The organism is Nitratireductor basaltis (genome assembly GCF_000733725.1).
Classification (GTDB): Bacteria; Pseudomonadota; Alphaproteobacteria; order Rhizobiales; family Rhizobiaceae; genus Chelativorans; species Chelativorans basaltis.
In genome coordinates, this window is sequence record NZ_JMQM01000001.1 from 707266 (window position 1) to 733449 (window position 26184).

The window sequence follows — 26184 nt, forward strand, 5'->3', positions numbered from 1 at the left end:
TTTCTTCAGACTTCAGCTCGCGTGAGCCTTCAGCCAATCCCGCCAGGCTTTCGCACTGCCGTTGAACACATTGATATCGGCATCACCCCTGATGCCCGGCAGGATGCCGGTGCCGGTATATTGCCAGAAGACGAAGGGATGCCCGCCATATTTGTCATCAGGATGACCGGCTACCGAGCGCAGCCAGAAAGGATAGCCCTTGAAGCGCCAGAGGCCGTTGTCATCGAAGAAATCAACCGAGGTATAGATGATCGGCCGCTTGCCGTAATGGCGTTCGATGGCGTCGAGGAAGATCTTCATCTCGGAGCGGACGGTGTCGGCCGGGGGTCTGAGCTTGCAGGTGGGAGAGGTGTGGTTCCACTCCATGTCGAGAACGGGCGGCAGGGCGGAACGGTCCTTGGGCACATGGCGGATGAACCATTGCGCCTGTTCGATTGCCGGACGGCAGAAATAGTAGAAGTGATAGGCACCGCGGGGAATGCCTGCGCGCGCTGCACCTGACCAATGGTCGCGGAACTTGTCATCGACGCGGTCACCGCCCTCGGTCGCCTTGATGAAGGCGAAGGAAATGCCGGCATTGCGCAATTGGGCCCAGTCGACTTCCGGCTGGTATTTGGAAACATCCGTACCATGAACCGGATAACTGGCAGGCGTGCGGCCGTTCCATTCATGGGGATCGCGGTCTCCGTAGCGGAGGCCCTGGCTGGTGGGAGTAGTTGCGGCTTGTGGCGCGATGTCGGCCAGATCGTAGCTGATGCTGGAGCAGCCTGTGACAAGGGCGAGCATTGTCGAGAGGAAAAGAATGCGCATTGATGCTCCAAAGGACTTGGCGAATCATCATCAGGATTTCACGCGACATGGATAGGCTATGCCTGCGCCGTCGTCACGGGTAGGTTGTGCGGCAGGGTGCTGCGGGATGAAGGATATTTGATGCGATTTATTTTGCGCGCGCTGAAGTGGATTGCGCTTCTTATTGTCGTTGCCGCGCTGGGCGGCGCTTTCTGGCTTTATCTTTATCCACCCGCATTAATCCGTATGGGCTCCAATTATGCAGCCAAGATCGTCTGCTCCAATGTCTTTCTTGGCGGTCGCGAGCCGCAGGAGGTTCTGCGCACGGATGTGCAGGCGCCCGGCCATCCTTTGCTCGAGCTCATGCAGGTGCAGGTCTATCCGCAGGATGCGACGGTGCGAACAGGTCTTTATGGCGTGATCGGTGATGGACTTGCAGTGTACCGCGGCGGGACGGGCTGTGCTGCTGCACCAGACGGTCTTTCATCAATACCTGAAACGGTATCGCCCCACAGCCCGGCATCGCGCAACACGCTGGAGCTTTGGCCGGACGGTCTGCGCATTGATGTTTCGCAGAATCAGGATCTGGCGAAGATTCTCGACGACATCAAGCTTACCGGGCCCGGCATGAGAGCGGTGGTCGTGGTGAAGGACGGGCGCATCATCGGCGAGCGGTATGGTCCCGGTGTGGTGAATTTCGAACAGCCTCTGCTCGGCTGGTCCATGACCAAGACGGTGACGGCTGCGATTATCGGTGCTGCCGTTGGCGAGGGGTTGCTGTCGGTCGATGACCGCAACCTGTTGCCGGAATGGTCGAAGGACGATCGTGCGAATATCACGGTCGCTGATCTTCTCGGCATGGAGAGCGGTCTGGAGTTCAACGAGGACTATGGCGACGTAACCGATGTCACGCGCATGATGTATCTCGAAGGGGACATGGCCGCATATGCCGCAGCCAAGCCCTTGCAAGCCATGCCCGGTGAGCGCTTTTCCTATTCGAGTGGTACAACGGTGCTTCTTTCGCGCATCTGGCAAAACAGCTTCGATGACGAGAAGACGGCGCTGGAGTTCCCTCGCAAGGTCTTGTTCGATCCTCTCGGAATGGACAGTGCTGTTCTTGAAACCGATCTTTCCGGCACATTTGCCGGCTCGTCCTATCTCTATGCCAATGCGCGAGACTGGGCGCGGTTCGGGCTGCTGCTTGCCCAGGAAGGTGAATGGCAGGGGCAGCGCATTTTGCCGGAGGGCTGGGTGGACTATATGCGCACACCCACCGAAGCGTCGGGCGGCGAATATGGCCGTCACGTCTGGCTGCACGGGCCGCGGGCAAACCTGCCTCCCACGGCGGATCCCGACCAAGGCTTCGATCTGCCTGAGGATGCGTTCTGGCTGCTTGGGCATGACGGTCAGACGATGACCATCATTCCCTCGGAGGGGCTCGTCATATTGCGGATGGGGCTGACGCCGTCGAAACTTGGCTATCGTCCGCAGGCGCTGGTTGAAGCGATTGTGAAGGCTGTCAGGCAGACGGAAGAGTGATGCGGGCCAGTACGGCGTAGCCGCGGAAAAGTGATTCAAATGAGAGTCTTGCGCCGCGGCTCTCGCATTCCGATTCAAGAAATTCACGCAGCGATTCACGCGGGGTGACGTGGAACGCAGACAGCCAGCGGTGAAGCAGCCAGCGGAAGGCGCGGGGCAGGTGTTCCTGAGAGCCGAAATCCACGATGTGCAGTGTGCCGCCGGGTTCAAGAACGTCCAACCCTTGGGTGACAGCCTGCTTCCAGGGCGGGATCATCGAGATGGCGTAGGAAAGGAAAACGCAGTCGAATCTGGCGCGACCGAACAGCGCCTGCGGGTCAAAATGCGTGGCATCACCTTCGGCCAGCTGGACGATGTCGTCGATGTGATCGCGTGCCAGTCTTCTGGCTGCCGTCTCCAGCATGGCCTTCGAGATGTCCAGGCCATGGAAACGGGCGCCGGGATAGCGGGCAGCCGCCAATGCCAGGTTGCGGCCCGTTCCGCAGCCAAGTTCCAGCACTGCAGAGCCGTTCGGCAGTGCCAGTTCCCGGATCAACCTGTCGCGGCCCAAGAGGTAGAATTTGCGGGTCGCGTCGTAGATGTGACGCTGACGGCCGTAGACGCCGTCCATCAGACGCTGATGTGTGGCGCTCTCCCCAACGAGGCTCATGCGTCTTTCTTCACGTAAAGATGGAAGCCGCCATAGATGGCGGAGCGGTCGCGCGCGGAGAATTCGCGTGAGCGAACGAAATCATAATGCCACTGGTCGAGCAGGGCAGGTGAGACGCGGCCGGGCAACAGGGTTGGCTGCGCGGCGGTGCGGAATATGACGCGAGCGCCGGGTGCCGCGGTGCGTGTGATCTGAAACCAGAGAGCATTCAGCTGTTCGTCGCTCATCCAGTCCTGCGCGTCGAGAAGGACGAAACGGTCGACACTTGCATCTGCCTTGTTCGTCAACAGGTCGACGAAGTTGACGTGATGGATGCGAGCGCAATCGGCATTGGCGCGGATAGTCGCGAAATTTTCAGGCTCGAGATAGGCGGGTAGCGCTGCTTCACCGGTTTTGGGATAGCGGCGCGCGAAGGCCTGCCAAGCGAAGTAGTTCTCACGCAGCGGGAAGTGGCAGGCAAGCTTTTCCAGCCGCGTGCACAAAACTTCCGCCATGCTGGCACCATCGCTGACAAGCGCATCATATTGCGCCGGTGGAATGCCAAGGCCGAAAAGCGACGCCTTGCGCGAGGTGGCCCAGCGTATGAGCGGCTTGTCGAAGAGCGGGCGCAGATTGTCCTCGAAGAAGCGCCGCTGTTCGCGCAGGCTTCTGGTCTGCATGATGCCCGCGGGATCGACACCGTGCAGCTTGGCCAAGCGGTGGCCGCTGGCGATAAAGAAGCCAAGCAGCCCCTTGTGGTAGAAATTGCGGGTGAAGGCATCGACGCGGCGACGGCCAAACAGGTCACGCTTTTCCCAATAGCGGCGCGATTTCGCATCCAGAACGGGCGCAATGAAGCGGTCATAGGCTGCCGCGTTGGATTTGTGGCCATCTTCACCAAAGAAGCGCTGTATATCGGCCGGCGATGGCAGGGTGCGGAATGCTGCAAGTTTTAGGCGGTTCAGCGCCACATGGGCGGCGTTGAGGTCGACAACATCCACCTGGCCCGGCATGCGGGTCAGATAGGCCAGCATGTTGCAGCCACCGGATGCGATCGTGACCACGCGGTGGCCTTGCGCCAGCTCCATCGCATCCATGTCCACATCCGGATCTTCCCAGATCTGCGGATAGACGAGGCCGGAGAATAGGAGGGCGAATAGCCGTTCGGAGATGCCGGCCTTGGAAAGAGCGCGGTTCTGGTAGACCGCCTTCTTGATATGCCTGTGCGACGACAGGCCGATATCGGCTGAAAGATCCGTCATGGCTCACGCTCCCATGCTTTTCATGAAGCAGTAGCGTGGCTGCGTGACAGGCCTTTGAACGCTATGTGACCATGTGTGACGGTTCTGTGGAGGGCAATGCCAAGCTATCCACATTGACAAAAATTGCCAATGCGCTTTTGATGTTTGCAATGACGTAGCAGGTGAAGCCATGGCGACTATGAATGTGAGTCTTCCCAGCGAGATGGCCGAGTTTGTTGAGCACGAGGTTTCGCGTGGCGGATACAGCTCGTCCAGCGAAGTCGTTCGCGAGGCGTTGCGGTTGTTGCAGCATGATAAAGCCCAGCAGGCGGAAAAGCTGGCCATTTTGCGACGTGAGCTCGGAGCCGGTGTTGAGGCCGCGCGGGAAGGGCGGCTGTCTGAAAAATCGGTGGGAGAGGTTCTGGACGATGTGCTGCGTGAAGCCTCCGAAGGATGAGGGCTGAACTCACCGATCTCGCGGAACGCGATATCCGGCATATTCTGCGCAGCACGATCAAGCTCTTTGGTCCGAAACAGGTTCGCGCCTATGCGGCTGTGATCGAGCGCGGCATCGCAATGGTCGCGGAAGAGCCGGAACGACCGGTCTCTGCCGCATGCGACGAGCTTGTGCCGGGTGTTCGCCGATTGAACCTTGAACACGCCGCAAAGCGTCGTGGTGGCGCTTCACACTGCCTCTACTATATCAGAGGCCGGCTAAAGGATGGTTCAGAAGGAATCATCGTTGTCAGGGTGCTGCATGAGCGCATGGAGCCGCGTCATCGACTCGTTCGACGGCTCTAGTCTCGGAAGCAGCAGAGACCGATACTTTTGCGTCATCGCACTCTCTTGACGAATAAGGGCGACCCGTGGGCCGCCCTCCTCGAAACTCATCTTTCAGTGCATCAGGCCTTGCCGTAGCCGCCGGCCGTTGGTGTTGTCACGATCACGGCCTCGCCTGCGTCGATTACCGTCTGGTCGCAACCCTTCAGCGTTTCGACCTTGCCGTCCTTGCGACGCACTTCCGTTTTGCCGAACTGGCCGTCGCCACCGCCTTCCACGCCGCGCGGGGGCACCGTGCGGTGGGAGGAGAGGATGGCGCATTCCATCTTTTCCAGAAAGCGAATGGTGCGCTTCGTGCCGTCGCCCGCACTCCATTTGCCCTTGCCGCCGGAGCCTTTGCGAATGTGAAAGTCTTCGAGCAGGACCGGGAAACGCAGTTCCAGAATTTCAGGGTCCGTCAGGCGGGAATTCGTCATGTGGACATGAACGCCGGACGTGCCGTTGAAGCCGTGGCCATCATTCATCACGCCTGCAGGCGAGCCTGAGCACAGCGTTTCGTAATACTGGTAGGTCTCGTTGCCGAAGGTCAGATTGTTCATCGTGCCCTGGCTGTTGGACAGCGCCTTCATGGCGCCGAACAGCGCGTTGGTGACGTGCTGCGAGGTTTCCACGTTACCGGCAACAACGGCTGCCGGATAGGAGGGACGCAGCATGCAATCCTCGGGGATGATGATGTTGATGGGCCGCAGGCAGCCCGCATTCATCGGGATCGACCCTTCAACCATCACGCGGAAGGCATAAAGGACTGCCGCACGGGTGACGGGTTCGGGCGCGTTGAAGTTGTTCTTCATCACGGGCGAGGTGCCCGTGAAGTCGACGGTCGCCTCACCCTTCTGGTTGTCGACGGTGATCTTCACCTTGATGACCTGGCCGCTGTCGGTCGGATATTCATATTCCGACTGCTCGGGCAGGCGCTGGAGAACACGGCGAACGCTTTCGGCTGCATTGTCCTGCACATGGCCCATATAGGCCTGCACCACATCCAGTCCGAAATTCGTCACCATCTTGCGCAGCTCGGCGACGCCTTTCTCGTTGGCCGCGATCTGGGCCTTGAGGTCGGCGATGTTCTGATGCGGATTTCTGGCCGGGTAGGGGTGGTTGGTCAGAAGCTCGTGAAGCTCCTTCTCGCGGAAGCGGCCGCGCTCGACGAGCCGGAAGTTGTCAAACAGAACACCTTCCTCATCGACATTGGTCGCCAGCGGCGTCATGGAGCCGGGTGCCGTGCCGCCGACATCGGCATGATGGCCGCGTGAGGCGGTGTAGAAGAGGATCTCCTTGCCTTCATCGTCGAAGACCGGTGTCACGATCGTGATGTCGGGCAGATGGGTTCCGCCGTTGTAAGGAGCGTTCAGCGCGAACACGTCGCCGGGGTGGATGTCACCCTCGTTCAGGCGGATGATGGTTTCTACCGAGCGGTCCATGGAGCCCAGATGCACCGGCATGTGTGGCGCATTGGCGACCAGGGCACCATCCTTGTCGAAGACGGCACAGGAGAAGTCGAGGCGCTCCTTGATGTTCACCGAATAGGCGGTGTTTTGCAGCGTCACGCCCATTTGCTCGGCGATGGACATGAAGAGGTTGTTGAAGACCTCCAGCATGACCGGGTCGGCTTCGGTGCCAAGTGCTGCCTGGCGCGGCTTCTTTTCCACGCGGCGCAGGAGGACATGGTCACGTTCGGTGATCTCGGCCTGCCAGCCCGGTTCCACGACGATGGTCTGGTTCTTCTCGATCACGAGAGCCGGGCCTTTCATCCGGTCGCCCGGCTTCAGGTCATCGCGGCGATAGACGCTCGCGTCATGCCACTTGCCCTCGCAAAACATCCTGCGTGTTTGGGAAGCGTCAGCCTCATTGTCATTGATGGCGAGCTTCGGCTCCTCCGGTCCTGCTTCACGGGCATCCACGCCTTCGACATTGACGGCTTCCACCACCATCGGCTTGTCGTCGTAGACAAATCCGAACTGTGCCCTGTGCGCCTGTTCGAATGCCTTCTTCGTGTTTGCGACCGATTTGTCGTCAAAGGGCACTGAAAGGGTTGTGTCCGTGCCGTCGTAGCGGACTTCCAGGCGCACGCGCCACTCCGTGGCATCTTCCGCGATGCCCTGATCGGCCAGTTCCTGCATGACTTCGGCGCGCAGGTCCTCGACCTGTGCTTCGATGGCGCCGACTGTTTCATCGGCCAGCGGCTTGATGAGGGCTTTCTGACGCGATGCGGAGACGGTGGCCAGGCCGATGCCATAGGCGGAAAGCAGGCCGGAGAGCGGGTGGATCAACACCGACTCCATGCCGAGTGCATCGGCAACGAGGCAGGCATGCTGGCCGCCCGCACCGCCGAAGCAGTTGAGTAGATAGCGGGTGACGTCATAGCCGCGCTGCACGGATATCTTCTTGACCGCGTTAGCCATGTTCTCCACCGCAATGGTGATGAAACCCTCGGCGACATCCTCCGCGCTGCGGCCAACCTTGGCTGCAAGCTCCTCGAAGCGCTGGCGCACCGTGTCGACATCAAGCGACTGGTCCTGGTCGGGACCAAAGATGGATGGGAAGAAATCCGGCTGGAGCTTGCCCAGCATCACGTTGGCGTCGGTCACGGCAAGCGGGCCACCACGGCGATAGCAGGCGGGGCCGGGATTGGCACCGGCAGAATCCGGGCCGACCTTCAGGCGCCCGTCCTCGTAATGGAGGACGGAACCGCCACCGGCGGCGACCGTGTGAATGCGCATCATGGGCGCGCGGATGCGAACACCGGCAACCTCGGTGTCGAAGGCGCGCTCATATTCGCTTTCGTAATGGGCCACATCGGTGGAGGTGCCGCCCATGTCAAAGCCGATCACCTTGTCGAAGCCCGCGAGGCGGGCCGTCTCCACCATGCCGACAACACCGCCGGCCGGACCGGAGAGGATCGCATCCTTGCCCTGGAACTTGTCGGCTGCCGTCAATCCGCCCGAGGACATCATGAATTTCAGCTTGGTCCCCTCTTTGGCATCGGGCGTGATACCCAGTTCGCCAGCGACGCGCTGCACGTAGCGTGAGAGGATGGGTGAGAGATAAGCATCGACAACGGCCGTGTCGCCGCGACCCACAAGCTTGATGAGGGGTGAGGTCTCGTGGCTGGCGGAAATCTGCCCGAAGCCCAGTTCGCGGCAGAGTTCGGCTGCCTTCTTCTCATGCTCGGGATGCTTCCACGCATGCATGAAAACCACCGCAACAGCATCGATACCATCGGCCTTGGCCGCTTCTATGTCGCCGCGGACGGTGTCGAGGTCGAGTTCCGTCTCGACGGTTCCGTCCACGCGCACACGCTCCGGAACCTCGATGACACGCTCATAAAGCTGTTCGGGAAGGATGATCTCCTTGGCGAAGATGTCTGGTCGCGCCTGATAGGCAATCTTGAGAGCGTCGCGAAAACCCTTTGTGATCAAAAGCGCTACCCGGTCACCCTTGCGCTCCAGAAGCGCGTTGGTGGCGACCGTCGTGCCCATCTTGACCTCGCCGATGCGCTCGGAAGGCATGGGTTCACCCTTCTTTGCGCCGAGCAGGTCCCGTATTCCCTGAATGCCCGCATCCTTGTAGGCTTCAGGGTTCTCGGAGAGGAGTTTGCGCGCATGCAGCGCACCATCGGGGTCGCGACCGATCACATCGGTAAATGTGCCGCCGCGGTCGATCCAGAAATCCCACTTGGTGTTGCTCATAATCGTGCTCCCTCGAATTGTCTTTGCCAAATGGAAATCACGCCTTCTGCAAAACGTCAATAATTTGTTGACATTTTATCGAGGTGTGAAAAAGTACAACTATAGCGACGAGAACAGATAACGGCCGTCGCAGAACGAAAATGGGAGAATTCAATGAAGCATATCACTGCATCAGCCATTCTTGCTGCCGCCATCGGCATGGCCAGCTCAGCGCATGCCCAGACCAAGTGGGACATGCCGGTGCCCTACGGAGACACGAATTTCCACACGATGAACGTGATGGAGTTCGCGGAGGATGTGAAGGAAGCGACAGGCGGCGAGTTGGACATTACCGTTCACTCAAACGGTTCCCTGTTCAAGCATCCCGATATCAAGAACGCGGTTCGTCAGGGTTTGGCACAGGCCGGTGAGGTTCTGGCCTCGCGTCTGTCCAACGAAAGCCCGATTTACGAGATCGATTCCGTACCCTTCCTTGCTACCAGCTATGAGGATGCAAAGAAGCTCTATGATGCGTCCAAGGATGCACTGGCTTCCAAGCTGGAAGAGCAGGGGCTTGTCCTGCTTTATTCCGTGCCGTGGCCGCCGCAGGGCCTTTACGTCAACAAGGAAGTCAATTCCGTTGACGACCTGAAGGGCATGAAGATGCGTGCCTATAATGCGTCGACCGAGCGGCTTGCACAGCTTGCTGGCGGCCTGCCCACACAGGTTGAGGTGCCGGACCTTCCAACTGCATTCGCAACCGGTCGTGTGGAAGCGATGATGACGTCCCCATCGACGGGCGCGAACACGCAGGTCTGGGATTTCCTCAGCCACTATTATGATGTGCAGGCATGGTTGCCGCGCAACATTGTCTTTGTGAACAAGCGCGCCTTTGATGCGCTTTCGCCGGAAGCACAGGACGCGGTGATGAAGGCCGCTGCCGAGGCGGAAACGCGTGGCTGGGAAGCTTCGGAGAAGGAAACTGCCGAAAAGACCCAGGTCCTGAAGGACAATGGCGTGACTGTCGCTCCGCCCAGCGATGAGCTGCGGTCCGGACTTGTTGCCATCGGTGAAACGCTTGCCGACGAATGGGCCGAAAATGCCGGTGACGAGGGCAAGAAGATCCTCGACGCCTACAAGAACTGATCGTTCAAACTGGACCCGGCTGCGGTTCCCGCTTCATTGCTGAAGTAGGGTGTCTCGTGGCCGGGCCATTGCCCGCCCGATGGCGGACTGTCGGCAGCTTTCTCACCGGATATTTCGATGCGTCACTTTCTTGATGGCCTCTATCGTGTGGCCGAATGGATGGCCATGGGCGCCTTGTGCGCCGTCGCGCTCCTCGTCTTCGCCCAGGTCGGCGGGCGGGTGTTCGACAGCCTTCTCACCTTTGCCGGAGGCAGCCCTTACGGCTTCCTCGTTCCCTCGCTTGCCGAAATCGCCGGGTTCCTGCTGGTGGGTGCCTCCTTCCTGGCATTGGCAGGATCGTTCAGAGCGGGCTCCCATATCAGGGTGACGCTGGCCCTCATGAATTTGCCCGAGCCGGTGCGCCGGGCAAGTGAAACCGCGGCACTTGCTGCAGCCACTTTCCTTGCGGGCCTGCTCGCCTGGTACACGACGATGCTCGCCTGGGACTCCTATGTCTATGGCGAGAAATCCTTCGGGATCATTGCCGTGCCGCTCAGCCTGCCTCAGGGGGTGATGGCGCTGGGCGCGATCATATTCGCCGTTGCTACCGCCGACGACCTGATCGCTACGCTGCGCGGCGGGCGACCCACAAGCATTGCGAAGGAAGAAGAAGGCGCGGGGGAAGTGGCATGAATGAGCTGGCAACAACCGCGACACTGCTCGGTGTCTTCGTCCTTGTTCTTCTTGCTGGCGGACTTTGGGTCGCGCTGGCACTGATGGCCGTGGGCCTCGCGACCATCTTCCTGATGGTTTCCGTTCCGCCCGGTGCGGTCATGGCGACCACGATCTGGGGATCGGTGAATTCATGGGATCTGGCCGCTCTGCCCATGTTCATCTGGATGGGCGAAATACTCTTTCGCACGAAGCTTGCCGAAGACATGTTCACCGGCCTTGCGCCATGGATGCGCCGCGTGCCGGGCAGGCTGTTCCATGTGAATGTTCTGGGTTGCGCCATCTTTGCGGCCGTCTCCGGCTCTTCTGCAGCAACGACTGCCACGATCGGGCGCATGTCGCTGCCCGAATTGAAGCGGCGCGGCTATGACGAGCGGATGGCGATCGGAACGCTGGCCGGATCGGGAACGCTGGGCCTGCTCATTCCTCCGTCAATCATCCTGATCGTCTATGGAGCTGCGACCGAGCAGTCCATTGCCCGGCTATTCATCGCCGGCATCATGCCCGGCATCATGCTGGCCGTGCTCTTCATGGGCTATTGTGCGATCTGGGCGCTGGTGCAGCGTGACCGCATGCCCGTACCCGATGAACGGGTCCCGTATATGACGCGGCTCTGGCAGACGCGACGGCTGTTCCCGATCCTGGCGCTGATTGCCGGCGTGATCGGGTCCATCTATGGCGGCTTTGCCTCGCCGACAGAGGCCGCGGTTGTCGGTGTGGTACTTTCGCTGGTGCTTTCGGCCTTCAGTGGCACATTGACCCGAGAAAGTTTCATGGATGCGCTGCGGCAGGCCACGCGCACATCCTGCATGATCGTGCTCATCCTTGCAGGTGCGGCAGTCCTGACGGTGGCCATGGGCTATACGGGGATCCCGCGCGAGCTGGCAGCCTATATCGGCAGTCTCGAGCTTTCGCCCTATGCGCTGCTGGCAGCCCTTACCTTGTTTTTCGTGGTGCTTGGCTGCTTCCTGGATGGCATCTCCATCGTTGTGCTGACGACTTCGGTCATCCTGCCCATGATCGAGGCTGCAGGGCTCGACATCATCTGGTTTGGCATCTATCTCGTCCTGGTGGTGGAGATGAGCCAGATTACACCGCCGGTCGGCTTCAATCTGTTCGTCCTGCAGGGGATGACCGGCTACAACATTCTCAAGATCGCGCGGATGACGCTGCCGTTCTTCATCCTGATGATCTTTGCGGTGGTGCTTGTTGTGGCGTTCCCGCAGATCGCGCTATGGCTGCCTCAGACGATGCTTTCGCGCTGAGGGCGGAAAATGAGGTGATGCATGGCCGGTGAGGCGAAAAACGGGGATGACGAGATAGGGCCAGTGGTGAGCGCGGCGCATCTGGCTTCCGGTGCCATGCCGGCCTTGTCGGAAATCGAGTTCGCCATGACGCTCATGCATCACTCCTTCGAGCGCTGGATGGTGCGGTGCATGGCTGCGGCCGGCGTGCCGGGGCTGCAACCCATCGCCGTCCATCTGTTGCATGCCGTTGCCCATCGCGGACGGGAGAAGACGCTGTCCGAGCTTTGCATGATGTTCAATATCGAGGACACCCATGTGGTGACCTATGCCATCAAGAAGCTCGATGCCCTGGGGCTCGTCAAATCGTCACGCCGCGGCAAGGAGAAGACGGTACAGGCCACGCAGGCGGGGCTGGACGCCTGTGCGCGCTATCACCGGGTGCGCGAAAAGCTGCTTGTGGCTTCGATGAAGCGGCTCAATCTCAATGAGAACGCGCTTTCGGGCATTGCCGACATGATGCGCACCATCTCGGGGCAATATGACCAGGCCGCACGCAGCGCGTCGAGCCTCTGATCTCCTCGCGCCCGGCCCCCGGTTTATGACTCAGCGTCATTCTTTGTTACGCAACTTCTTTTGCGAGTGGGCATTCCTCTGACGCAACCCGCAAGCAGCGGGTAACGTGTTCTACAAGAGGAGACTTGTCATGAAGAAAGTTCTGGTTGGTGCAGTCGCTTCCATTGGTCTGCTTGGTCTTGCAGCATGCAGCGACACCGATGATACGACGACCCAGAGCGTTGATCCTGCAGCCGAAGAGCAGGTCGTGCCGGTAGAGCCTGATGCCACCGACAACACCACGACCCAGAGCATCGAGCCTGAGGCTGATGCCGAGGCGGAGATGGACGGCGAAGCCGAAACCATGCAGTAAGTTTTTCAACAAAAGCGAGAGGAGTAATCCTCTCGCTTTTTTGTTTCTGTCCGAAGCTGGCAGGAGAGGGTTGTCTCCTTCTCGCATTCGTCATCAAATCGCTTTATTGAGGTTGCGATGACGATATTCGAACGCATTTACCGTTTTGCCGCACGCAGTTCCGGAAGCGTGCTTGCCTCCCTGATCGAAGCCATCAAGACCGCGTTCTCGGGCGACCCCGAGTTGCGCCGTCGCGTGGCTTTTTCTGTCGCCATCATTGCGTTGTCCGCGAAGATGGCAAAGGCGGACGGGATCGTTACGCAAGACGAGGTGCGCGCCTTTCAGGAGATTTTCTCCGTTCCGCCCGAAGAGCAGCGCAATGTAGCGCGGCTTTATGATCTGGCGCGCCAGGATGTGGCAGGGTTTGAAGCCTATGCGCAGCAAATGGCAGGCCTGTGCGGTTCAGGGGCGCGCAATTGCCAGATCCTCGAAGACATTCTCGATGCTCTCTTCCACATCGCCAAGGCTGACGGCGTCCTTCATGAGGATGAGCAGACTTTTCTGCAGCGTGTCGCCGAGATTTTCGACGTCGACCAGTCTCACTATGCCCGTATCGAAGCGCGTCATGTACTCGGTGCGAATGCCAATCCCTACACCGTTTTGGGTGTTAGCGAAAATGCAACTCTTGCGGATATAAAAAAATCATATCGACTTTTAGTTGTAGAAAACCACCCCGACCGTATGATTGCTCGCGGGGTGCCCGAAGAGTTTGTTTCGATCGCGAATACGCGCCTTGCGGCGCTGAACGCGGCATATGAGCAGATTGAGAAAGACAGGCGTTTGTTATGAGTTTCAAACCTGATTTCAGCGGATGTGACGAAGTTAGACCATCACCCAATTTCAACAACCGGAAACGCAGCCCTAATATTCTTCTTCAGCACTACACCGGAATGGATACTGGCGATGCCGCGCTTGAGCGTCTGATCGCGGAGGAGTTCAAGGTCTCTGCCCATTATCTTGTCTACGAGGACGGCAAGATCGTGCAGATGGTGCCGGAGGACAAGCGCGCCTGGCACGCGGGCAAGGGGTCGTGGGCCGATGCGCCAGACGTCAATGGCGTTTCCATCGGCATCGAGATTGCCAATGGCGGTCACTATAACGGTGCGCCCGAATATCCCGAGGCGCAGATTGCTTCGGTCATCAAGCTTTCGCAGGACATCGTCAAGCGTCACAAGATTCCGCCCGAACGGGTGCTTGGACACTCGGATACGGCGCCTGGACGCAAGATTGACCCAGGTGAATGGTTTCCCTGGAAGCGGCTGTCGGAAAATGGCGTCGGACTATGGGTCGAGCCCGAGCCGGTCATCGAAGGAGCCTGCATCGCCTCCGGCGCCAAGGATGCGGATGTCGCGAAACTGCAAGCTGATCTGGCAGAATATGGCTATGGTGTGAACAAGACCGGTGTCTATGACAAGCAAACCGCGACCGTGGTGAAAGCATTTCAGAGACATTATCGGCCGGAAAAGGTCGATGGTGTCGCAGATGTTTCCACTATCAAGACATTGGAAAAGCTCATTTCTGCGTGGAAAGGCAGCCATAGCAGCTAAAGCTTTGTATCACGGAATATTTCATCGTTTTTTACTTTTTTATGAAACTCGCCCTTTTTGGTCCAACAAGTCCAGTAAAACCCCTGTCGAGCCGGGGGCGCACATAACTGTCAGTGCTTCAGCCCTCGAGATAACAAACAACGGGCGGGCTTCGGCCCTTCGCTGAAAAAGACAGGTAACGATGAAAATTCACGTGTTTCTCGCGGCGGCGCTTGCTGCCGGTACGATCAGCTTTGCCGCAAATGCAAAGGACGGGCCTGCTGCGCCGCAGACGCAGCAGGCTGCTTCCCAGAACCAGAAGACCTTTGGCGATCTGATGAAGGATGTTCTGCGTGCCGGCCAGAAGCCCAAAGGCGCTGCCGCGGCATCGGCGCAGGCGAAGTCGAAGAAGCTGAATATCGACAATACGACGACCGCTTCGGTACGCACGCCGAAGAAGACTGCTGCCAAGACCGCTGCAGTGAAGGCACAGCGGGCTTCCGGTTCGAGGCCATACCACAGCATCGTTGCCAAATATGCATCGCAGTACGGTGTGCCCGTATCGCTGGCGCATGCGGTCATCTCGGTCGAGAGCAATTATCGCCCGTCGGCTCGTGGTGCCGCAGGCGAGGTCGGCCTGATGCAGATCAAGCCGGCGACCGCGCGCATGATGGGCTATTCGGGTTCGGTGAAGGCGCTGTACAACCCTGAGACCAATATCAAATACGGCCTGAAATATCTGGCCAAAGCACACAAGCTGGGCGGCGGAACGACATGCGGCACGATCCTGAAATACAACGCAGGTCACGGTGCGAAGCGCATGAATCCGATCTCTTCGGCCTATTGCAAGAAAGTTCAGCGCATCCTCGCCAAGGGATAATCGAGGAAAGGGTTTGCGTTTGACGCGCAAACTCCCTTTATACGCACTGCCAGTCGGTCGGGCGGCCGCATGTGCAAATGCCGAAAGGCTGCATGTGAGGAAAGTCCGGGCTCCATGGAACAACGGTGCCGGGTAACGCCCGGCGGGGGTGACCCCAGGGACAGTGCCACAGAAAGCAAACCGCCCGCGGGCCTTCGGGCTGGCGGGCAAGGGTGAAAGGGTGGTGTAAGAGACCACCGCGTTGCCTGGTAACAGGCGCGGCAAGGTAAACCCCACCGGGAGCAAAACCGAGTAGGGACGGGACGAGGGAAACCCTCAAGGCGGTTCCAGCCTGCCCGTCCGGGTTGGTTGCTTCAGGCCGGCAGCAATGCCGGCCGCAGATGAATGGCCGTCACGTCGCAGCTTCGGCTGTGGCCATACAGAACCCGGCTTACAGACCGGCTGGCGCTCTTCCGAATGCTGATCGGGGCTGGTTCGAAAGAACCGGCCCTTTTCTTTGTGACCGGCTTCCAAGCGTTTCAATCATAACGGTTCATTAGGCTTAACGAGATATTTTCACACGCCCGACACTGCGCTTTCCGGCTGCTTTGACGGTTATAAGTGAATGCTAATCCCGTTGACGCCCATGGCCACCCATGCTATCCCGTAAACCTAACAGATCAATCGTTTCAGTACAGCGTTCGGGTGCGTCGCCACTGCCAAACATGGCAGGGCGTGGGGCGCGTTTTGCGCCCGGAAAATGGGGCGGGGACTTTTCCCTTCAGAAGCGCCGGAGCGCTGAACGGACAGGTATGGAGAGCTGGGCACCCTGCGTGGCCGCAATGGAAGATGGATCGATTTTTATCCAATGCGGTCAACAAGATAGACGCGAAGGGTCGTGTGTCGGTTCCTGCACATTTTCGCAGTGTGGTTCAGCGCAAGGGGTTTGGGGATCTCTATGCGCTGAGGGGGCTGGATGTTCCTGCGATGGATGTCGGAGGCGTCGATCTCCTGGAGCGCTACGAACAGCGCATCGCACAGGAAGACCCGTTTCTCCAGACGGCAGACGACATGTCCTTCTTCGTTCATGGCGACGGCAGCTATGTGAAGATGGATCAGGATGGCCGGATAACGGTCAGCGACTTCATCCGCGAGCATACGGGGATTTCGGACGAGGTCGCATTTGTGGGGCGGGGGTTCTTCTTCCAGATGTGGGAGCCAAAGCGTTTGCGCGAGCACGGGGAGCAGGTGCGCGAGCGGTTGCGGAATCTCAGGCAACAGGCCGTGAAAGCGGCTTCAACAGGAGTATCGGAATGATGGCGGGCCCCGGCGACGAGGAAGCCGGTGGCGGACCGGCCCGGCACATTCCGGTTCTTCTGGAGCCTGTACTGAATGCGCTGCAGCCTTCTGCAGGCAAGCGCATTCTGGATGGTACATTTGGCGCCGGCGGATATACGACGGCCATTCTGGAACGCGGCGCGGATGTCGTGGCGATCGATCAGGATCCGGATGCAATCGCGGCCGGAAAGGCGCTGGTCGAGCGCTTTGCGGGCCGGTTGAGGCTTGAACACGGCCGTTTCTCGAGGCTTGACGAGTTTGCTGGCGCCGCGCTGGATGGCGTGGTGCTGGACGTGGGCGTGTCATCCATGCAGCTCGATCAGGCCGAGCGCGGCTTCTCCTTCCGCTTCGAGGGACCGCTGGACATGCGCATGGGGCAGGTGGGGCCGAGCGCTGCCGATGTCGTGAACGGTTACAAGGTTCAGGACCTTACCCGCATATTCGGCCTGCTTGGCGAGGAGCGTCATGCCGGACGTATCGCGCGCGCAATCGAGAAGCGCCGGGAGCAACGTGCCTTCGAGACGACAGCCGACCTTGCCAGCCTTGTCGAGAAGACTATCGGCAGAAAGCCCGGCGACAAGATCCATCCGGCAACACGCGTCTTTCAGGGGCTGCGCATCTTCGTCAATGACGAGTTGGGTGAGTTGGCGCGGGCGCTTTTTGCTGCCGAGCGTGCGCTGAAACCCGGTGGCGTCCTGGCTGTGGTGTCCTTCCATTCGCTCGAAGATCGCATGGTGAAGCGCTTCATGACGGCGCGATCGGGCGGACAGGGCGGGTCACGCCATCTGCCAGCGCAACATGAAATCGCCACGCAGTTCGAGAAACCGGCCAAGCCGGTTGCGCCGACGGAGGAGGAGATCTCCTTAAATCCGCGGGCCCGCTCGGCACACCTTCGTCATGCGGTTCGCACGACTGCCGCGGCGGCAGAAGAAGATTTTGGTTTGTTTGGCATGCCGGCATTGGGGCTGACTGTCCCCGCGGCACGGAAAGCAGGGTGAGGCGACGTGTTCAGGACGAGCGATATCGTATTGATCGGGGTCATGCTTTCGGCGGCAGCCTTCACATACAAATCCAAGCACGACACGGAGGCGATGCTGGAGCGGATTTCCAGGCTTGAGAGCCAGATCGAGTTCGAGAAGGACCAGATCGATGTTCTCAAGGCAGACTGGAGTCTTCTGACCCAGCCGAACCATCTGCAGAAGCTTGTCGACATCTACGGCGACGAGCTCGGGCTTGAGCCGCTTGATCCCAAGCAGATCATCGACGTCAATGGACTCGCCACCATACCGTTCCCGCAGCCAGCAGTGGCAGAGGAGATGGATGGAATGGAGCCGGATCAGACGATTACCGGAGGGGTGGCCCAATGAGCATGATGAGGCTTCTGGGCCGCAAGCGGGTGGCTGACAGCGCTTCGCCGGAGACAATTGTCCTGGAGGGAAGTCGCGGGCGCAGTGGAGGCTCCCACGGGCGCGTCGTCATGGCGATGGGCGTGGTTTTTGCCATCTACGCTGCCATCGGCGTGCGCCTCGTCCATCTGGGCATGGAAGAAGAGCCCGGTGTCAATCTTCCCAGCAACCAGGCTTCCGCGTCTCGCCCCGACCTTGTCGATCGCAATGGCGAAGTTCTCGCGACAGACATCAAGACGGCATCGTTGTTTGCCGAGCCGCGCCGCATTGTCGACGTGGATGAAGCCATCGAAAAACTCCTGACGGTGCTGCCCGATCTCGATTACGAGCAGGCCTATCGGCGTCTGGACAGTGATGCGGGCTTTGTCTGGCTGAAGCGCCAGCTTTCACCACGTCAGCAGGCCGACATTCTCGCTCTTGGCATTCCGGGTCTCGGCTTCCGTACGGAAAAGCGTCGCTTCTATCCTGGAGGCCCGACGGCTTCGCATATTCTCGGTCTCGTCAATGTCGACAACAAGGGCATTGCGGGCATGGAAAAATATGTCGATGAGCAGGGTCTTGCAGATCTTCAGGCGCTTGGCCTGGCAGCTCGCGACACGCTCGAGCCGGTGCAGCTTTCCATAGATCTGCGCGTGCAATATCTGCTGCGCGAGGAGCTTGTCAGCGCCGTGGATCGCTACAAGGCCGTGGCCGCCGGTGGCGTTGTGCTTAATGCGCGGACCGGCGAAGTGGTCGCAATGGCTTCCGTGCCGGATTTCGATCCGAACAATCCGCACAACGCGCTCGACAAGGACCGGCTTAACCGCATGAGCGCCGGCGTTTTCGAGATGGGGTCGACATTCAAGGTCTTCACCACCGCAATGGCATTGGATTCGGGCCTGGTATCCATCAATGACAGCTTCGATGCGACGCGTCCGTTGCGTTTCGGTCGCTTCACCATCAACGATTTTCATGGCAAGCGGCGTGTCCTGAGCGTGCCGGAGGTGTTCATCTACTCCTCCAATATCGGTACCGCCAAAATGGCTGACGTTGTCGGGATCGAGGGGCACCGCGAATTCCTCAAGCGTATCGGTCTCCTGGACAAGATGGACACCGAGCTTCCCGAAGTCGCACGTCCGACGGAACCGGCTGAATGGAAGAAGCTGAATTCCGTCACCATCTCCTATGGTCACGGCATGGCCACGACACCGTTGCAGACAGCGGTTGCCGGTGCGGCGATGATCAATGGCGGCAAGCTCATTCCACCAACCTTCCTCAAGCGTTCGGAAGAAGAGGCCATGGCGGTGGCAACGCAGGTTATCTCCGAGCGCACGAGCCAGCAGATGCGCTATCTCTTCCGCCTGAACGCGGAAAAAGGCTCCGGACGTCGCGCGGATGTCGAAGGCTACTATGTGGGGGGCAAGACCGGAACGGCCGAGAAGGTCGTCAATGGACGCTATTCCAACAATGTGCGCTTCAATGCGTTCATCGCCGGATTTCCGATCAATGATCCGGATTATCTCGTGCTCGTCATCATCGATGAGCCAAAGCCGGAACGTGAGGGACTTAGTGCGACCGCTGGCCTCAACTCAGCACCGATGGTCCACAACATAATCCGTCGTGCAGCGCCCTTACTTGGCGTAAAGCCCGATTTCGGTCATGAAGCGGAGGCTTTGCTGGTCTCGACACAGTGATTCCAACGTGGCAGAGCAGGGCCGGGGGGCTAGATTATGAAATTGTTGGGACGCGATGAAACTGCGTGAGCTTGCCGATATCCTGCCTCTGGATGCCAGGTCCGAAGGTCTGACCATTTCCGGAATAGCTGCCGACTCCCGAAAAGTGGCCAAGGGCGACCTGTTCTTCGCGCTTGCCGGCGTCAAAGCCGACGGCGCGCAGTTTGCCCGCGATGCCACTCAGCGCGGTGCGGCAGCAGTCGTCGCTGCTGCTGGCGCGTTACGTGACGTGCTCGATGTGCCTGTCCTCGAGGTCGATGACCCGCGCCGCGCCCTTGCCCTTGCAGCAGCGCGGTTCCATGCGGGGCAACCTGCCACAATGGTGGCCGTGACCGGTACCAGCGGCAAGACGTCCGTCGCCTCTTTCACGCGTCAGATCTGGGAGCAGGCGGGCCTCAAGGCGGCGAGTATCGGCACGACCGGCGTGGTGGCGCCGGGGCGCGACGAATATGGCGAACTGACCACGCCGGACCCCGTCTCGCTGCACAAATTGCTGAGCGCGCTTTGCGCAGAAGGCGTCACCCATGGCGCCATGGAAGCGTCCAGCCACGGCCTGTCCCAACGTCGATTGGACGGAGTGCGTCTAGCAGCCGCCGGATTCACCAATCTGGGTCGGGATCACATGGATTATCATCCGACCGTCGAACATTACCACCGCACGAAAATGCGCCTCTTCGACACGCTGATGGAGAAGAATGCACCCGCGATCATCTTCGCCGACGATGTGTGGAGTGAGCCGACCATTAAGGCTGCAAGGGATGCCGGTCTTCAGGTTCTGACCGTTGGCCGCAAGGGCGATTTCCTCGCGCTCAAACGCGTTGAACATGAACGCCACCGCCAGCGGGCCGAAGTCCAGCATGCCGGAGAGATTCACGAGATCGAACTGCCGCTAGCCGGTGATTTCCAGATTGCGAATGCGCTCGTGGCCGCAGGCATGGCCATCGCCACGGGTCTTGATGCATCAACGGCACTCAAGGCGCTGGAGCATCTGAAAGGGGCTTCGGGTCGTCTTGAACTGGTTGGGACCGCTGCCAATGGTGCGCAGGTCTATGTTGACTACGCGCACAAGCCGGAAGCGCTCGAGAATGTCCTGAAGTCGGTGCGCCCCTTCACCACGGGGCGGGTCGTGGTCGTCTTCGGTTGCGGCGGAGACCGGGATGCGGGCAAGCGCCCGATCATGGGCGAGATCGCCGGGCGACTGGCGGATATTGCAATCGTCACGGACGACAATCCGCGTTCGGAAGATCCGGCAACGATACGCGCTGCCATCATGGAAGCCATTCCGCAGGCACGAGAGATCGGCGATCGGCGCGAAGCCATAAACACTGCCGTCGGACTTCTCGAGGAAGGTGATACGTTGATCGTCGCCGGCAAGGGTCACGAGGTCGGGCAGGAGATTGCCGGGCAGAAGCATCATTTCTCCGACCATGAAGAGGTACGGCGCGCGCTCGGGGAGAATGTGGATTGAGCTATCTCTGGACGGCACAGGAACTGATCGACGCCACCGGCGGACGGCCCTGGGGCACCATGCCCGAAGGCGTGACGGGAATTTCCATCGATACCCGCACCCTGCAACGCGGTGAAGCCTTCTTTGCAATCAAGGGCGAGCAGTTCGACGGCCATGACTTTGCGACCGCAGCCATGGCTGCCGGCGCGGGACTGCTTGTCGTATCGGAAGAGAAAGTGCCGGCACTCGGTCGGCTTTCGGTTCCCAAGCTGGTCGTTCCCGACGTCCTGAAGGCGCTGGAAGATCTGGGTGCCGCCGCACGCAAGCGTTCGAGCGCGCGCGTGATCGCGGTGACCGGTTCGGCAGGCAAGACGACGACGAAGGAGATGCTGCGTCATATCCTGTCGAGCGTCGGTACGGTGCATGCTGCGGACAAGTCGTTCAACAATCATTGGGGTGTGCCGCTCACGCTGGCACGCATGCCGGCTGACTGTGACTATGGCATCTTCGAGATCGGGATGAACCATCCCGGCGAGATCACACCGCTGGTCAAGCTGGTGCGTCCGGAAATCGCCATTGTGACGCTGGTTGCGGCTGCGCATCTGGGACACTTCAAGAGCCTCGACGAGATCGCGCGCGCCAAGGGGGAGATATTCTCTGGTGTCGTCCCCGGCGGGCATGCGGTCATCAATCGCGACGATCAGCGCTGGGCTCTCCTGTCGCAGATGGCCAATGATGCGGGGATCGAGAATATCTGGGGCTTCGGCGAGCATCAGCGCGCGCAGTTCAAGCTGTTGCGCCATGTCGGCGAAGGCGATCGCTCCGTTGTCGAGATGAAAGCTGCAGGCCAGGAGGCGCTGCTGCGCATCGGTGCGCCGGGCCGTCATATGGTGCAGAATGCTCTTGCTGCCATCGGTGCAGCCCATCTGGCCGGTGCGGATCTGACAACAGTTGCCAATGCCATGGCAGGTTTTTCTGCCGAGGAGGGACGCGGGCGGCGGCATGAACTGCGGAAGGGTGCGGGCACCTTCACTCTGATCGACGAAAGCTACAATGCCAACCCGGCTTCCATGCGCGCTGCGATGCAGGTGCTTGGGAGCGCGCCGAAGGACAATGGCGGGCGCCGCATTGCGGTTCTCGGTGACATGCTGGAGCTGGGCAGCCATTCCGCCAAGCTGCATGAAGCGCTATCAGGGATCATTGCGGAGAGCGGCGTTGACCTCCTGCTTTTGGCAGGAAATGAAATGAAGGCACTGGCTGACAGTGCACCTGAGGGGGTGACAGTGGAATACCGTGAAAGCGCGGACGAACTCGAGCCGCTGCTTCTCGAAACGGTACGGCCAGGGGATACAGTCATGATGAAAGCTTCCAAGAGCATCGGATTTGCCAGGCTCGTGAACGTGCTTCTGAAGCACTTCTCATCGGCATCAGCCGAAAAGCCGGCGCAGTAGAAAGCACGAGAGGAACACAAGACATGCTGATGCTTCTCGTGCAGTTCGCCGATGAATTCACGGCCTTCAACATTTTCCGCTACATCACCTTCCGCACCGGCGGCGCGCTGATCACCTCGGCGCTGCTCGTTTTCCTGTTCGGACCGATGATCATCAATTCGCTGAGGATCCGCCAGGGCAAGGGCCAGCCGATCCGCGCGGATGGACCTCAGACGCATTTCAAGAAGGCGGGAACGCCGACGATGGGCGGCCTGATGATCCTGATCGGCATCATCGGCTCGTCACTGCTTTGGGCCAATCTCGGCAGTGTCTATGTCTGGGTCACCCTGATGGTCACCCTGGGCTTCGGTGCCATCGGTTTCTATGACGATTATCTGAAGGTCACCAAGCAGTCGCATCTGGGCTTTTCCGGCAAGGTTCGACTGCTGCTTGAGTTCCTTATTGCCGGTGTCGCCGCCTATGCGATCATGAATGCAGGGCAGGAACCGTTTTCCTCGTCGCTAACCTTTCCGTTCCTCAAGGAACTGATCCTCAATCTCGGCCTTTTCTTCATCCCCTTCGCCGCATTCGTGATCGTGGGCGCAGGCAATGCCGTCAATCTGACCGATGGTCTTGATGGGCTGGCGACCGTTCCGGTGATGGTTGCTGCGGCTTCTTTCGGTGTGATCGCCTATCTTTCCGGTAATGCGATCTTTGCAGACTATTTGCAGATCCATTTCGTACCGGGCACTGGCGAACTGGCGGTCATTCTTGGTGCCGTAATCGGCGCCGGGCTTGGATTTCTCTGGTTCAATGCTCCACCTGCTGCCATCTTCATGGGCGATACCGGTTCACTCGCGCTTGGCGGTCTTATCGGCACGGTTGCTGTGGCGACCAAGCACGAGATCGTTCTCGCCATTATCGGCGGCCTGTTCGTCATCGAGATCTTCTCGGTCATCATCCAGGTTGCCGTCTTCAAGATGACCGGAAAGCGCGTGTTCCTCATGGCGCCGATCCATCACCACTTCGAGAAGCTCGGCTGGACGGAAAGCCAGGTAGTGATCCGCTTCTGGATCATATCCGTGGTGCTGGCCCTGATTGGCCTCTCCACGCTGAAGCTGCGTTAGGCTTGCCGCAATGATCCCTGCGTCCACCTTTGAAGGCAAAACGCTCGCTCTGTTCGGGTTGGGCGGCTCCGGCATTGCCACAGCACTTGCTCTGGGCGCGGGTGGGGCGCGGGTCGTCGCTTGGGACGACAATCCGGAAAATGTCGACAAAGCATATGGGGAAGGCATCACGACAGTCGACCTGCGTGAGTTCGACTGGGCGGGTGCCGATGCTTTCGTGCTTTCGCCGGGAGTGCCGCTGACCCATCCGCATCCTCACTGGAGCGTTGACCTGGCTAGAGCTGCCGATGTGCCGATCATAGGTGATGTCGAGCTGTTTTCGCTTGAGCGTGCTGCCCGCGCACCCGATGCTCCGCTGGTTGCGATCACAGGCACAAATGGCAAGTCCACCACGACCGCGCTGGTGTCTCACGTCCTGCAGGCTGCCGGACGGGACACTCAGATGGGCGGTAATATCGGTCGGGCGGTCATGACACTCGACGTGCCGGCGCCCGAGCGTCACTACGTGGTCGAGTGCTCCTCCTACCAGATCGATCTGGCACCAACGCTCAGACCGTCGGCCGGTGTGCTTCTCAATCTGTCTCCCGATCATCTTGACCGGCATGGGACGATGGAGAACTACGCGGCCATCAAGGAGCGGCTTGTTGCGGGAAGCGACTGCGCCATCATTGGTGTCGACGATGAATGGTGCGCTCAGATTGCCGACCGGCTCGAGGCGAAGGGGCAGCAGGTGGTGCGTATCTCTGCTGCGGGCGCGTTGGATGAGGGCTATTTCGCTCAAGGTTCGGCTTTGTTCGAGGCGAAGAACGGGGAAACGCGTCCTGTCATTTCGCTTTCCGGCATTGGGTCATTGCGCGGCCGGCACAATGCGCAGAACGCATTGGCAGCGCTTGCCGCCTGCATCCAGTGCGGACTTTCGCATGAGGAGATCCAAACCGGCTTCTCGACATTTCCGGGGCTGGCGCACCGCATGGAGCAGGTCGGTCGCCGGGGGCACGTGCTCTTCGTCAACGATTCCAAAGCCACGAATGCGGAAGCTGCCGCTCCGGCATTGTCCAGTTTCGAACGCATCTACTGGATCGTGGGTGGCCTTCCGAAACAGGGTGGGATCGAGAGTTTGCGACCGCTTTTTCCGCGCGTTGCAAAAGCCTATCTGGTCGGTGAGGCCGCGCCGGCGTTTTCGGCAACTCTGGGCGAGGCGACGCCTTATGAGATTTCCGGTACCATAGAAGCTGCCGTCGCAAACGCGACTCGCGATGCAGCTGAAGACGGCGCTGGTGAGGTTGTTGTTCTGTTATCGCCAGCTTGTGCGAGTTTCGACCAGTTCAGAAATTTCGAAGTCCGGGGCGATGCCTTCCGCAATGCGGTTCTGGCGCAGCCCGGAATTCAGCTCATCGGGGAGAGCGGGACATGATCAGCCGCACAGACCGCAGCCTTGTTGCCAATTGGTGGTGGACGGTGGACCGGTGGTTTCTGGCCGCCTTCCTGATGCTCATGGGGCTGGGCGTGGTGCTTTCCTTCGCCGCAAGCCCTGCTGTTGCAGAGCGCATCGGACTGGACAGCTTCCACTTCGTGACACGCCAGGTGATCTTCATGGTGCCGGCGCTGATTGCGCTCATAGGCATTTCGTTCCTTGATGCCCGCTATGTGCGCCGCTTCGCGCTTCTCATGTTCGCCGGTGCGCTGGTCATGATGGTGGCGACGCTCTTCATCGGCATGGAGGTCAAGGGATCACGCCGCTGGCTGTATCTCTTCGGCATCTCGATCCAGCCTTCCGAATATCTCAAGCCGGCATTCGTGGTCATTTGTGCCTGGCTCTTTGCCGAACATGCACGGCAGCCTGAAATTCCGGGCAACCTGTTCGCGATGATCCTGCTTGGTCTCGTCGTCTCGCTTCTTGTCGCACAGCCCGACCTTGGTCAGACCATGCTGGTGCTCGGCACGTGGGGCGCAATGTTCTTCATTGCCGGCATGCCGTGGCTGTGGATCCTGCTTCTTGGCGCGGTCGGCATTGGCGGCGCATTCGCGGCCTATGCGACGTTCCCGCATGTGGCGGACCGCATCGACCGCTTTGTCACCGGCGAGGGCGACACCTACCAGGTCGATATGAGTCTGGAAGCGTTGACGCGGGGTGGTTGGCTCGGAAAAGGTCCGGGCGAAGGCTCCGTTAAACGCATCCTGCCGGACAGCCACACGGACTTCGTCTTCGCGGTGGCCGGTGAGGAATTCGGCCTGATCATGTGTCTGGTGATCGTTTCCCTTTTCGCATTTGTCGTTCTGCGCGGGCTCTATCTTGCGCGGCGCGAAACGGATGACTTCACGCGCTATGCTATGAGCGGTCTGGTAATCCTCTTCGGCTTCCAGTCCATCATCAACATGGCGGTGAATGTGCGCATGATGCCGGCGAAGGGAATGACGCTGCCCTTCATCTCATATGGCGGCTCCTCGCTTATCGCCATGGCCATCTCCATGGGGTTCGTTCTCGCTCTTTCCCGGCGCAAGCCGCAAAGGCGCGTGGCTTCGGGTATGGGTGGTCTTGGATCAAGAGCGGCAGCGGCGGGCTGAC

The 26184-nt window shown here is 59.7% G+C and carries 24 protein-coding genes and 1 other RNA gene; 21 read left to right on the forward strand and 4 right to left on the reverse strand.

The window, feature by feature from the left end:
- Positions 1-12: 12 nt before the first annotated feature.
- A complete protein-coding gene (locus EL18_RS03370; protein WP_036479762.1) occupies positions 13-810 on the reverse strand; it encodes a glycoside hydrolase family 25 protein in 798 nt (265 codons plus the stop codon).
- A 120-nt stretch (positions 811-930) separates the two neighbouring features.
- Between EL18_RS03370 and EL18_RS03375 the strand changes: the two genes are divergently transcribed.
- Positions 931-2328 (forward strand): serine hydrolase domain-containing protein, encoded by a 1398-nt coding sequence (locus tag EL18_RS03375; protein WP_036479763.1) that lies wholly within the window; start codon positions 931-933, stop codon positions 2326-2328.
- Here the strand turns inward: EL18_RS03375 and EL18_RS03380 are convergent.
- The gene (locus tag EL18_RS03380) at positions 2309-2977 is read right to left on the reverse strand and encodes a class I SAM-dependent methyltransferase (protein ID WP_036479765.1); all 669 of its coding nucleotides are present in this window, start codon (positions 2975-2977) and stop codon (positions 2309-2311) included. The genes EL18_RS03375 and EL18_RS03380 overlap by 20 nt on opposite strands.
- On the reverse strand, positions 2974-4218 hold the full coding sequence (locus EL18_RS03385) for a BtaA family protein (protein WP_036479767.1): 1245 nt from the start codon (positions 4216-4218) through the stop codon (positions 2974-2976). The genes EL18_RS03380 and EL18_RS03385 overlap by 4 nt, the downstream gene beginning before the upstream one ends.
- A 169-nt stretch (positions 4219-4387) precedes the next feature.
- Here EL18_RS03385 and EL18_RS03390 point away from each other — a divergent pair, with 169 nt between their 5' ends.
- Both EL18_RS03390 and EL18_RS03395 read left to right on the forward strand, forming a co-directional pair.
- A complete protein-coding gene (locus tag EL18_RS03390) occupies positions 4388-4654 on the forward strand; it encodes a type II toxin-antitoxin system ParD family antitoxin (protein ID WP_051913728.1) in 267 nt (88 codons plus the stop codon).
- Positions 4651-4998 (forward strand): type II toxin-antitoxin system RelE/ParE family toxin, encoded by a 348-nt coding sequence (locus EL18_RS03395; RefSeq protein WP_036479770.1) that lies wholly within the window; start codon positions 4651-4653, stop codon positions 4996-4998. The genes EL18_RS03390 and EL18_RS03395 overlap by 4 nt, the downstream gene beginning before the upstream one ends.
- Before the next feature lie 101 nt (positions 4999-5099).
- Here the strand turns inward: EL18_RS03395 and EL18_RS03400 are convergent, their stop codons facing one another.
- Positions 5100-8726: a hydantoinase B/oxoprolinase family protein gene (locus EL18_RS03400; protein ID WP_036479772.1), complete on the reverse strand. Its 3627-nt coding sequence runs from the start codon at positions 8724-8726 to the stop codon at positions 5100-5102.
- A gap of 153 nt (positions 8727-8879) precedes the next feature.
- Here EL18_RS03400 and EL18_RS03405 point away from each other — a divergent pair, with 153 nt between their 5' ends.
- The 18 genes from EL18_RS03405 (at position 8880) to ftsW (ending at position 26183) form a co-directional block, all read left to right on the forward strand.
- The gene (locus EL18_RS03405; RefSeq protein ID WP_036479774.1) at positions 8880-9851 is read left to right on the forward strand and encodes a TRAP transporter substrate-binding protein; all 972 of its coding nucleotides are present in this window, start codon (positions 8880-8882) and stop codon (positions 9849-9851) included.
- Positions 9852-9968: 117 nt separating this feature from the next.
- A complete protein-coding gene (locus EL18_RS03410; RefSeq protein WP_036479775.1) occupies positions 9969-10523 on the forward strand; it encodes a TRAP transporter small permease in 555 nt (184 codons plus the stop codon).
- Positions 10520-11827, forward strand: a complete 1308-nt coding sequence (locus EL18_RS03415; RefSeq protein ID WP_036479777.1) for a TRAP transporter large permease — start codon at positions 10520-10522, stop codon at positions 11825-11827. Before EL18_RS03410 ends, EL18_RS03415 begins: the two co-directional genes overlap by 4 nt.
- 21 nt (positions 11828-11848) lie before the next feature.
- Positions 11849-12382 carry a winged helix DNA-binding protein gene (locus EL18_RS03420; protein WP_036479779.1) on the forward strand — a complete coding sequence of 178 codons (534 nt, stop codon included), beginning with the start codon at positions 11849-11851 and terminating at the stop codon, positions 12380-12382.
- Between the two features lie 130 nt (positions 12383-12512).
- Positions 12513-12734 carry a hypothetical protein gene (locus tag EL18_RS18025; RefSeq protein WP_036479781.1) on the forward strand — a complete coding sequence of 74 codons (222 nt, stop codon included), beginning with the start codon at positions 12513-12515 and terminating at the stop codon, positions 12732-12734.
- Positions 12735-12851: 117 nt separating this feature from the next.
- Complete coding sequence (locus EL18_RS03430) at positions 12852-13562, forward strand: J domain-containing protein (protein ID WP_036479783.1); 711 nt, start codon at positions 12852-12854, stop codon at positions 13560-13562.
- Positions 13559-14320, forward strand: coding sequence for an N-acetylmuramoyl-L-alanine amidase (locus tag EL18_RS03435; RefSeq protein WP_036479785.1), 762 nt, complete (start codon positions 13559-13561; stop codon positions 14318-14320). Before EL18_RS03430 ends, EL18_RS03435 begins: the two co-directional genes overlap by 4 nt.
- A gap of 181 nt (positions 14321-14501) precedes the next feature.
- The gene (locus EL18_RS03440) at positions 14502-15179 is read left to right on the forward strand and encodes a lytic transglycosylase domain-containing protein (protein WP_036479787.1); all 678 of its coding nucleotides are present in this window, start codon (positions 14502-14504) and stop codon (positions 15177-15179) included.
- A 49-nt stretch (positions 15180-15228) separates the two neighbouring features.
- Positions 15229-15628: RNase P RNA component class A (rnpB, locus tag EL18_RS17375), an RNA gene on the forward strand.
- A gap of 379 nt (positions 15629-16007) precedes the next feature.
- Complete coding sequence (gene mraZ, locus EL18_RS03445) at positions 16008-16475, forward strand: division/cell wall cluster transcriptional repressor MraZ (protein WP_036479789.1); 468 nt, start codon at positions 16008-16010, stop codon at positions 16473-16475.
- Positions 16472-17494, forward strand: coding sequence for a 16S rRNA (cytosine(1402)-N(4))-methyltransferase RsmH (gene rsmH / locus EL18_RS03450; RefSeq protein WP_036479791.1), 1023 nt, complete (start codon positions 16472-16474; stop codon positions 17492-17494). Before mraZ ends, rsmH begins: the two co-directional genes overlap by 4 nt.
- 6 nt (positions 17495-17500) lie before the next feature.
- Entirely contained in the window at positions 17501-17863 is a 363-nt protein-coding gene (ftsL, locus tag EL18_RS03455) for a cell division protein FtsL (protein ID WP_036479794.1), read from the forward strand.
- Positions 17864-17868: 5 nt separating this feature from the next.
- Positions 17869-19575 (forward strand): peptidoglycan D,D-transpeptidase FtsI family protein, encoded by a 1707-nt coding sequence (locus EL18_RS03460; protein WP_036483889.1) that lies wholly within the window; start codon positions 17869-17871, stop codon positions 19573-19575.
- Between the two features lie 55 nt (positions 19576-19630).
- The gene (locus EL18_RS03465) at positions 19631-21082 is read left to right on the forward strand and encodes a UDP-N-acetylmuramoyl-L-alanyl-D-glutamate--2,6-diaminopimelate ligase (RefSeq protein ID WP_036479797.1); all 1452 of its coding nucleotides are present in this window, start codon (positions 19631-19633) and stop codon (positions 21080-21082) included.
- Entirely contained in the window at positions 21079-22512 is a 1434-nt protein-coding gene (locus EL18_RS03470; RefSeq protein WP_036479800.1) for a UDP-N-acetylmuramoylalanyl-D-glutamyl-2,6-diaminopimelate--D-alanyl-D-alanine ligase, read from the forward strand. The genes EL18_RS03465 and EL18_RS03470 overlap by 4 nt, the downstream gene beginning before the upstream one ends.
- 23 nt (positions 22513-22535) lie before the next feature.
- Positions 22536-23618 (forward strand): phospho-N-acetylmuramoyl-pentapeptide-transferase, encoded by a 1083-nt coding sequence (gene mraY / locus EL18_RS03475; RefSeq protein ID WP_036479802.1) that lies wholly within the window; start codon positions 22536-22538, stop codon positions 23616-23618.
- Between the two features lie 10 nt (positions 23619-23628).
- Positions 23629-25032, forward strand: a complete 1404-nt coding sequence (murD, locus tag EL18_RS03480; RefSeq protein ID WP_036479804.1) for a UDP-N-acetylmuramoyl-L-alanine--D-glutamate ligase — start codon at positions 23629-23631, stop codon at positions 25030-25032.
- Positions 25029-26183, forward strand: coding sequence for a putative lipid II flippase FtsW (gene ftsW / locus EL18_RS03485; protein ID WP_036479807.1), 1155 nt, complete (start codon positions 25029-25031; stop codon positions 26181-26183). Before murD ends, ftsW begins: the two co-directional genes overlap by 4 nt.
- Position 26184: the final 1 nt, after the last annotated feature.

What these genes read in the sequence shown, in the direction of transcription:
- rsmH (WP_036479791.1), top strand. Translation starts at nt 16,472, where the DNA reads ATGATGGCGGGCCCCGGCGACGAGGAAGCCGGTGGCGGACCGGCCCGG.
- EL18_RS03390 (WP_051913728.1), top strand. Translation starts at nt 4,388, where the DNA reads ATGGCGACTATGAATGTGAGTCTTCCCAGCGAGATGGCCGAGTTTGTT.
- EL18_RS03420 (WP_036479779.1), top strand. Translation starts at nt 11,849, where the DNA reads ATGGCCGGTGAGGCGAAAAACGGGGATGACGAGATAGGGCCAGTGGTG.
- EL18_RS03415 (WP_036479777.1), top strand. Translation starts at nt 10,520, where the DNA reads ATGAATGAGCTGGCAACAACCGCGACACTGCTCGGTGTCTTCGTCCTT.
- EL18_RS03430 (WP_036479783.1), top strand. Translation starts at nt 12,852, where the DNA reads ATGACGATATTCGAACGCATTTACCGTTTTGCCGCACGCAGTTCCGGA.
- EL18_RS03380 (WP_036479765.1), bottom strand. Translation starts at nt 2,977, where the DNA reads ATGAGCCTCGTTGGGGAGAGCGCCACACATCAGCGTCTGATGGACGGC.
- mraY (WP_036479802.1), top strand. Translation starts at nt 22,536, where the DNA reads ATGCTGATGCTTCTCGTGCAGTTCGCCGATGAATTCACGGCCTTCAAC.
- murD (WP_036479804.1), top strand. Translation starts at nt 23,629, where the DNA reads ATGATCCCTGCGTCCACCTTTGAAGGCAAAACGCTCGCTCTGTTCGGG.
- EL18_RS03405 (WP_036479774.1), top strand. Translation starts at nt 8,880, where the DNA reads ATGAAGCATATCACTGCATCAGCCATTCTTGCTGCCGCCATCGGCATG.
- EL18_RS03440 (WP_036479787.1), top strand. Translation starts at nt 14,502, where the DNA reads ATGAAAATTCACGTGTTTCTCGCGGCGGCGCTTGCTGCCGGTACGATC.
- EL18_RS03395 (WP_036479770.1), top strand. Translation starts at nt 4,651, where the DNA reads ATGAGGGCTGAACTCACCGATCTCGCGGAACGCGATATCCGGCATATT.
- EL18_RS03465 (WP_036479797.1), top strand. Translation starts at nt 19,631, where the DNA reads ATGAAACTGCGTGAGCTTGCCGATATCCTGCCTCTGGATGCCAGGTCC.
- EL18_RS03410 (WP_036479775.1), top strand. Translation starts at nt 9,969, where the DNA reads ATGCGTCACTTTCTTGATGGCCTCTATCGTGTGGCCGAATGGATGGCC.
- EL18_RS03400 (WP_036479772.1), bottom strand. Translation starts at nt 8,726, where the DNA reads ATGAGCAACACCAAGTGGGATTTCTGGATCGACCGCGGCGGCACATTT.
- ftsW (WP_036479807.1), top strand. Translation starts at nt 25,029, where the DNA reads ATGATCAGCCGCACAGACCGCAGCCTTGTTGCCAATTGGTGGTGGACG.
- EL18_RS18025 (WP_036479781.1), top strand. Translation starts at nt 12,513, where the DNA reads ATGAAGAAAGTTCTGGTTGGTGCAGTCGCTTCCATTGGTCTGCTTGGT.
- EL18_RS03460 (WP_036483889.1), top strand. Translation starts at nt 17,869, where the DNA reads ATGAGGCTTCTGGGCCGCAAGCGGGTGGCTGACAGCGCTTCGCCGGAG.
- EL18_RS03370 (WP_036479762.1), bottom strand. Translation starts at nt 810, where the DNA reads ATGCGCATTCTTTTCCTCTCGACAATGCTCGCCCTTGTCACAGGCTGC.
- mraZ (WP_036479789.1), top strand. Translation starts at nt 16,008, where the DNA reads ATGGATCGATTTTTATCCAATGCGGTCAACAAGATAGACGCGAAGGGT.
- EL18_RS03375 (WP_036479763.1), top strand. Translation starts at nt 931, where the DNA reads ATGCGATTTATTTTGCGCGCGCTGAAGTGGATTGCGCTTCTTATTGTC.
- EL18_RS03385 (WP_036479767.1), bottom strand. Translation starts at nt 4,218, where the DNA reads ATGACGGATCTTTCAGCCGATATCGGCCTGTCGTCGCACAGGCATATC.
- EL18_RS03435 (WP_036479785.1), top strand. Translation starts at nt 13,559, where the DNA reads ATGAGTTTCAAACCTGATTTCAGCGGATGTGACGAAGTTAGACCATCA.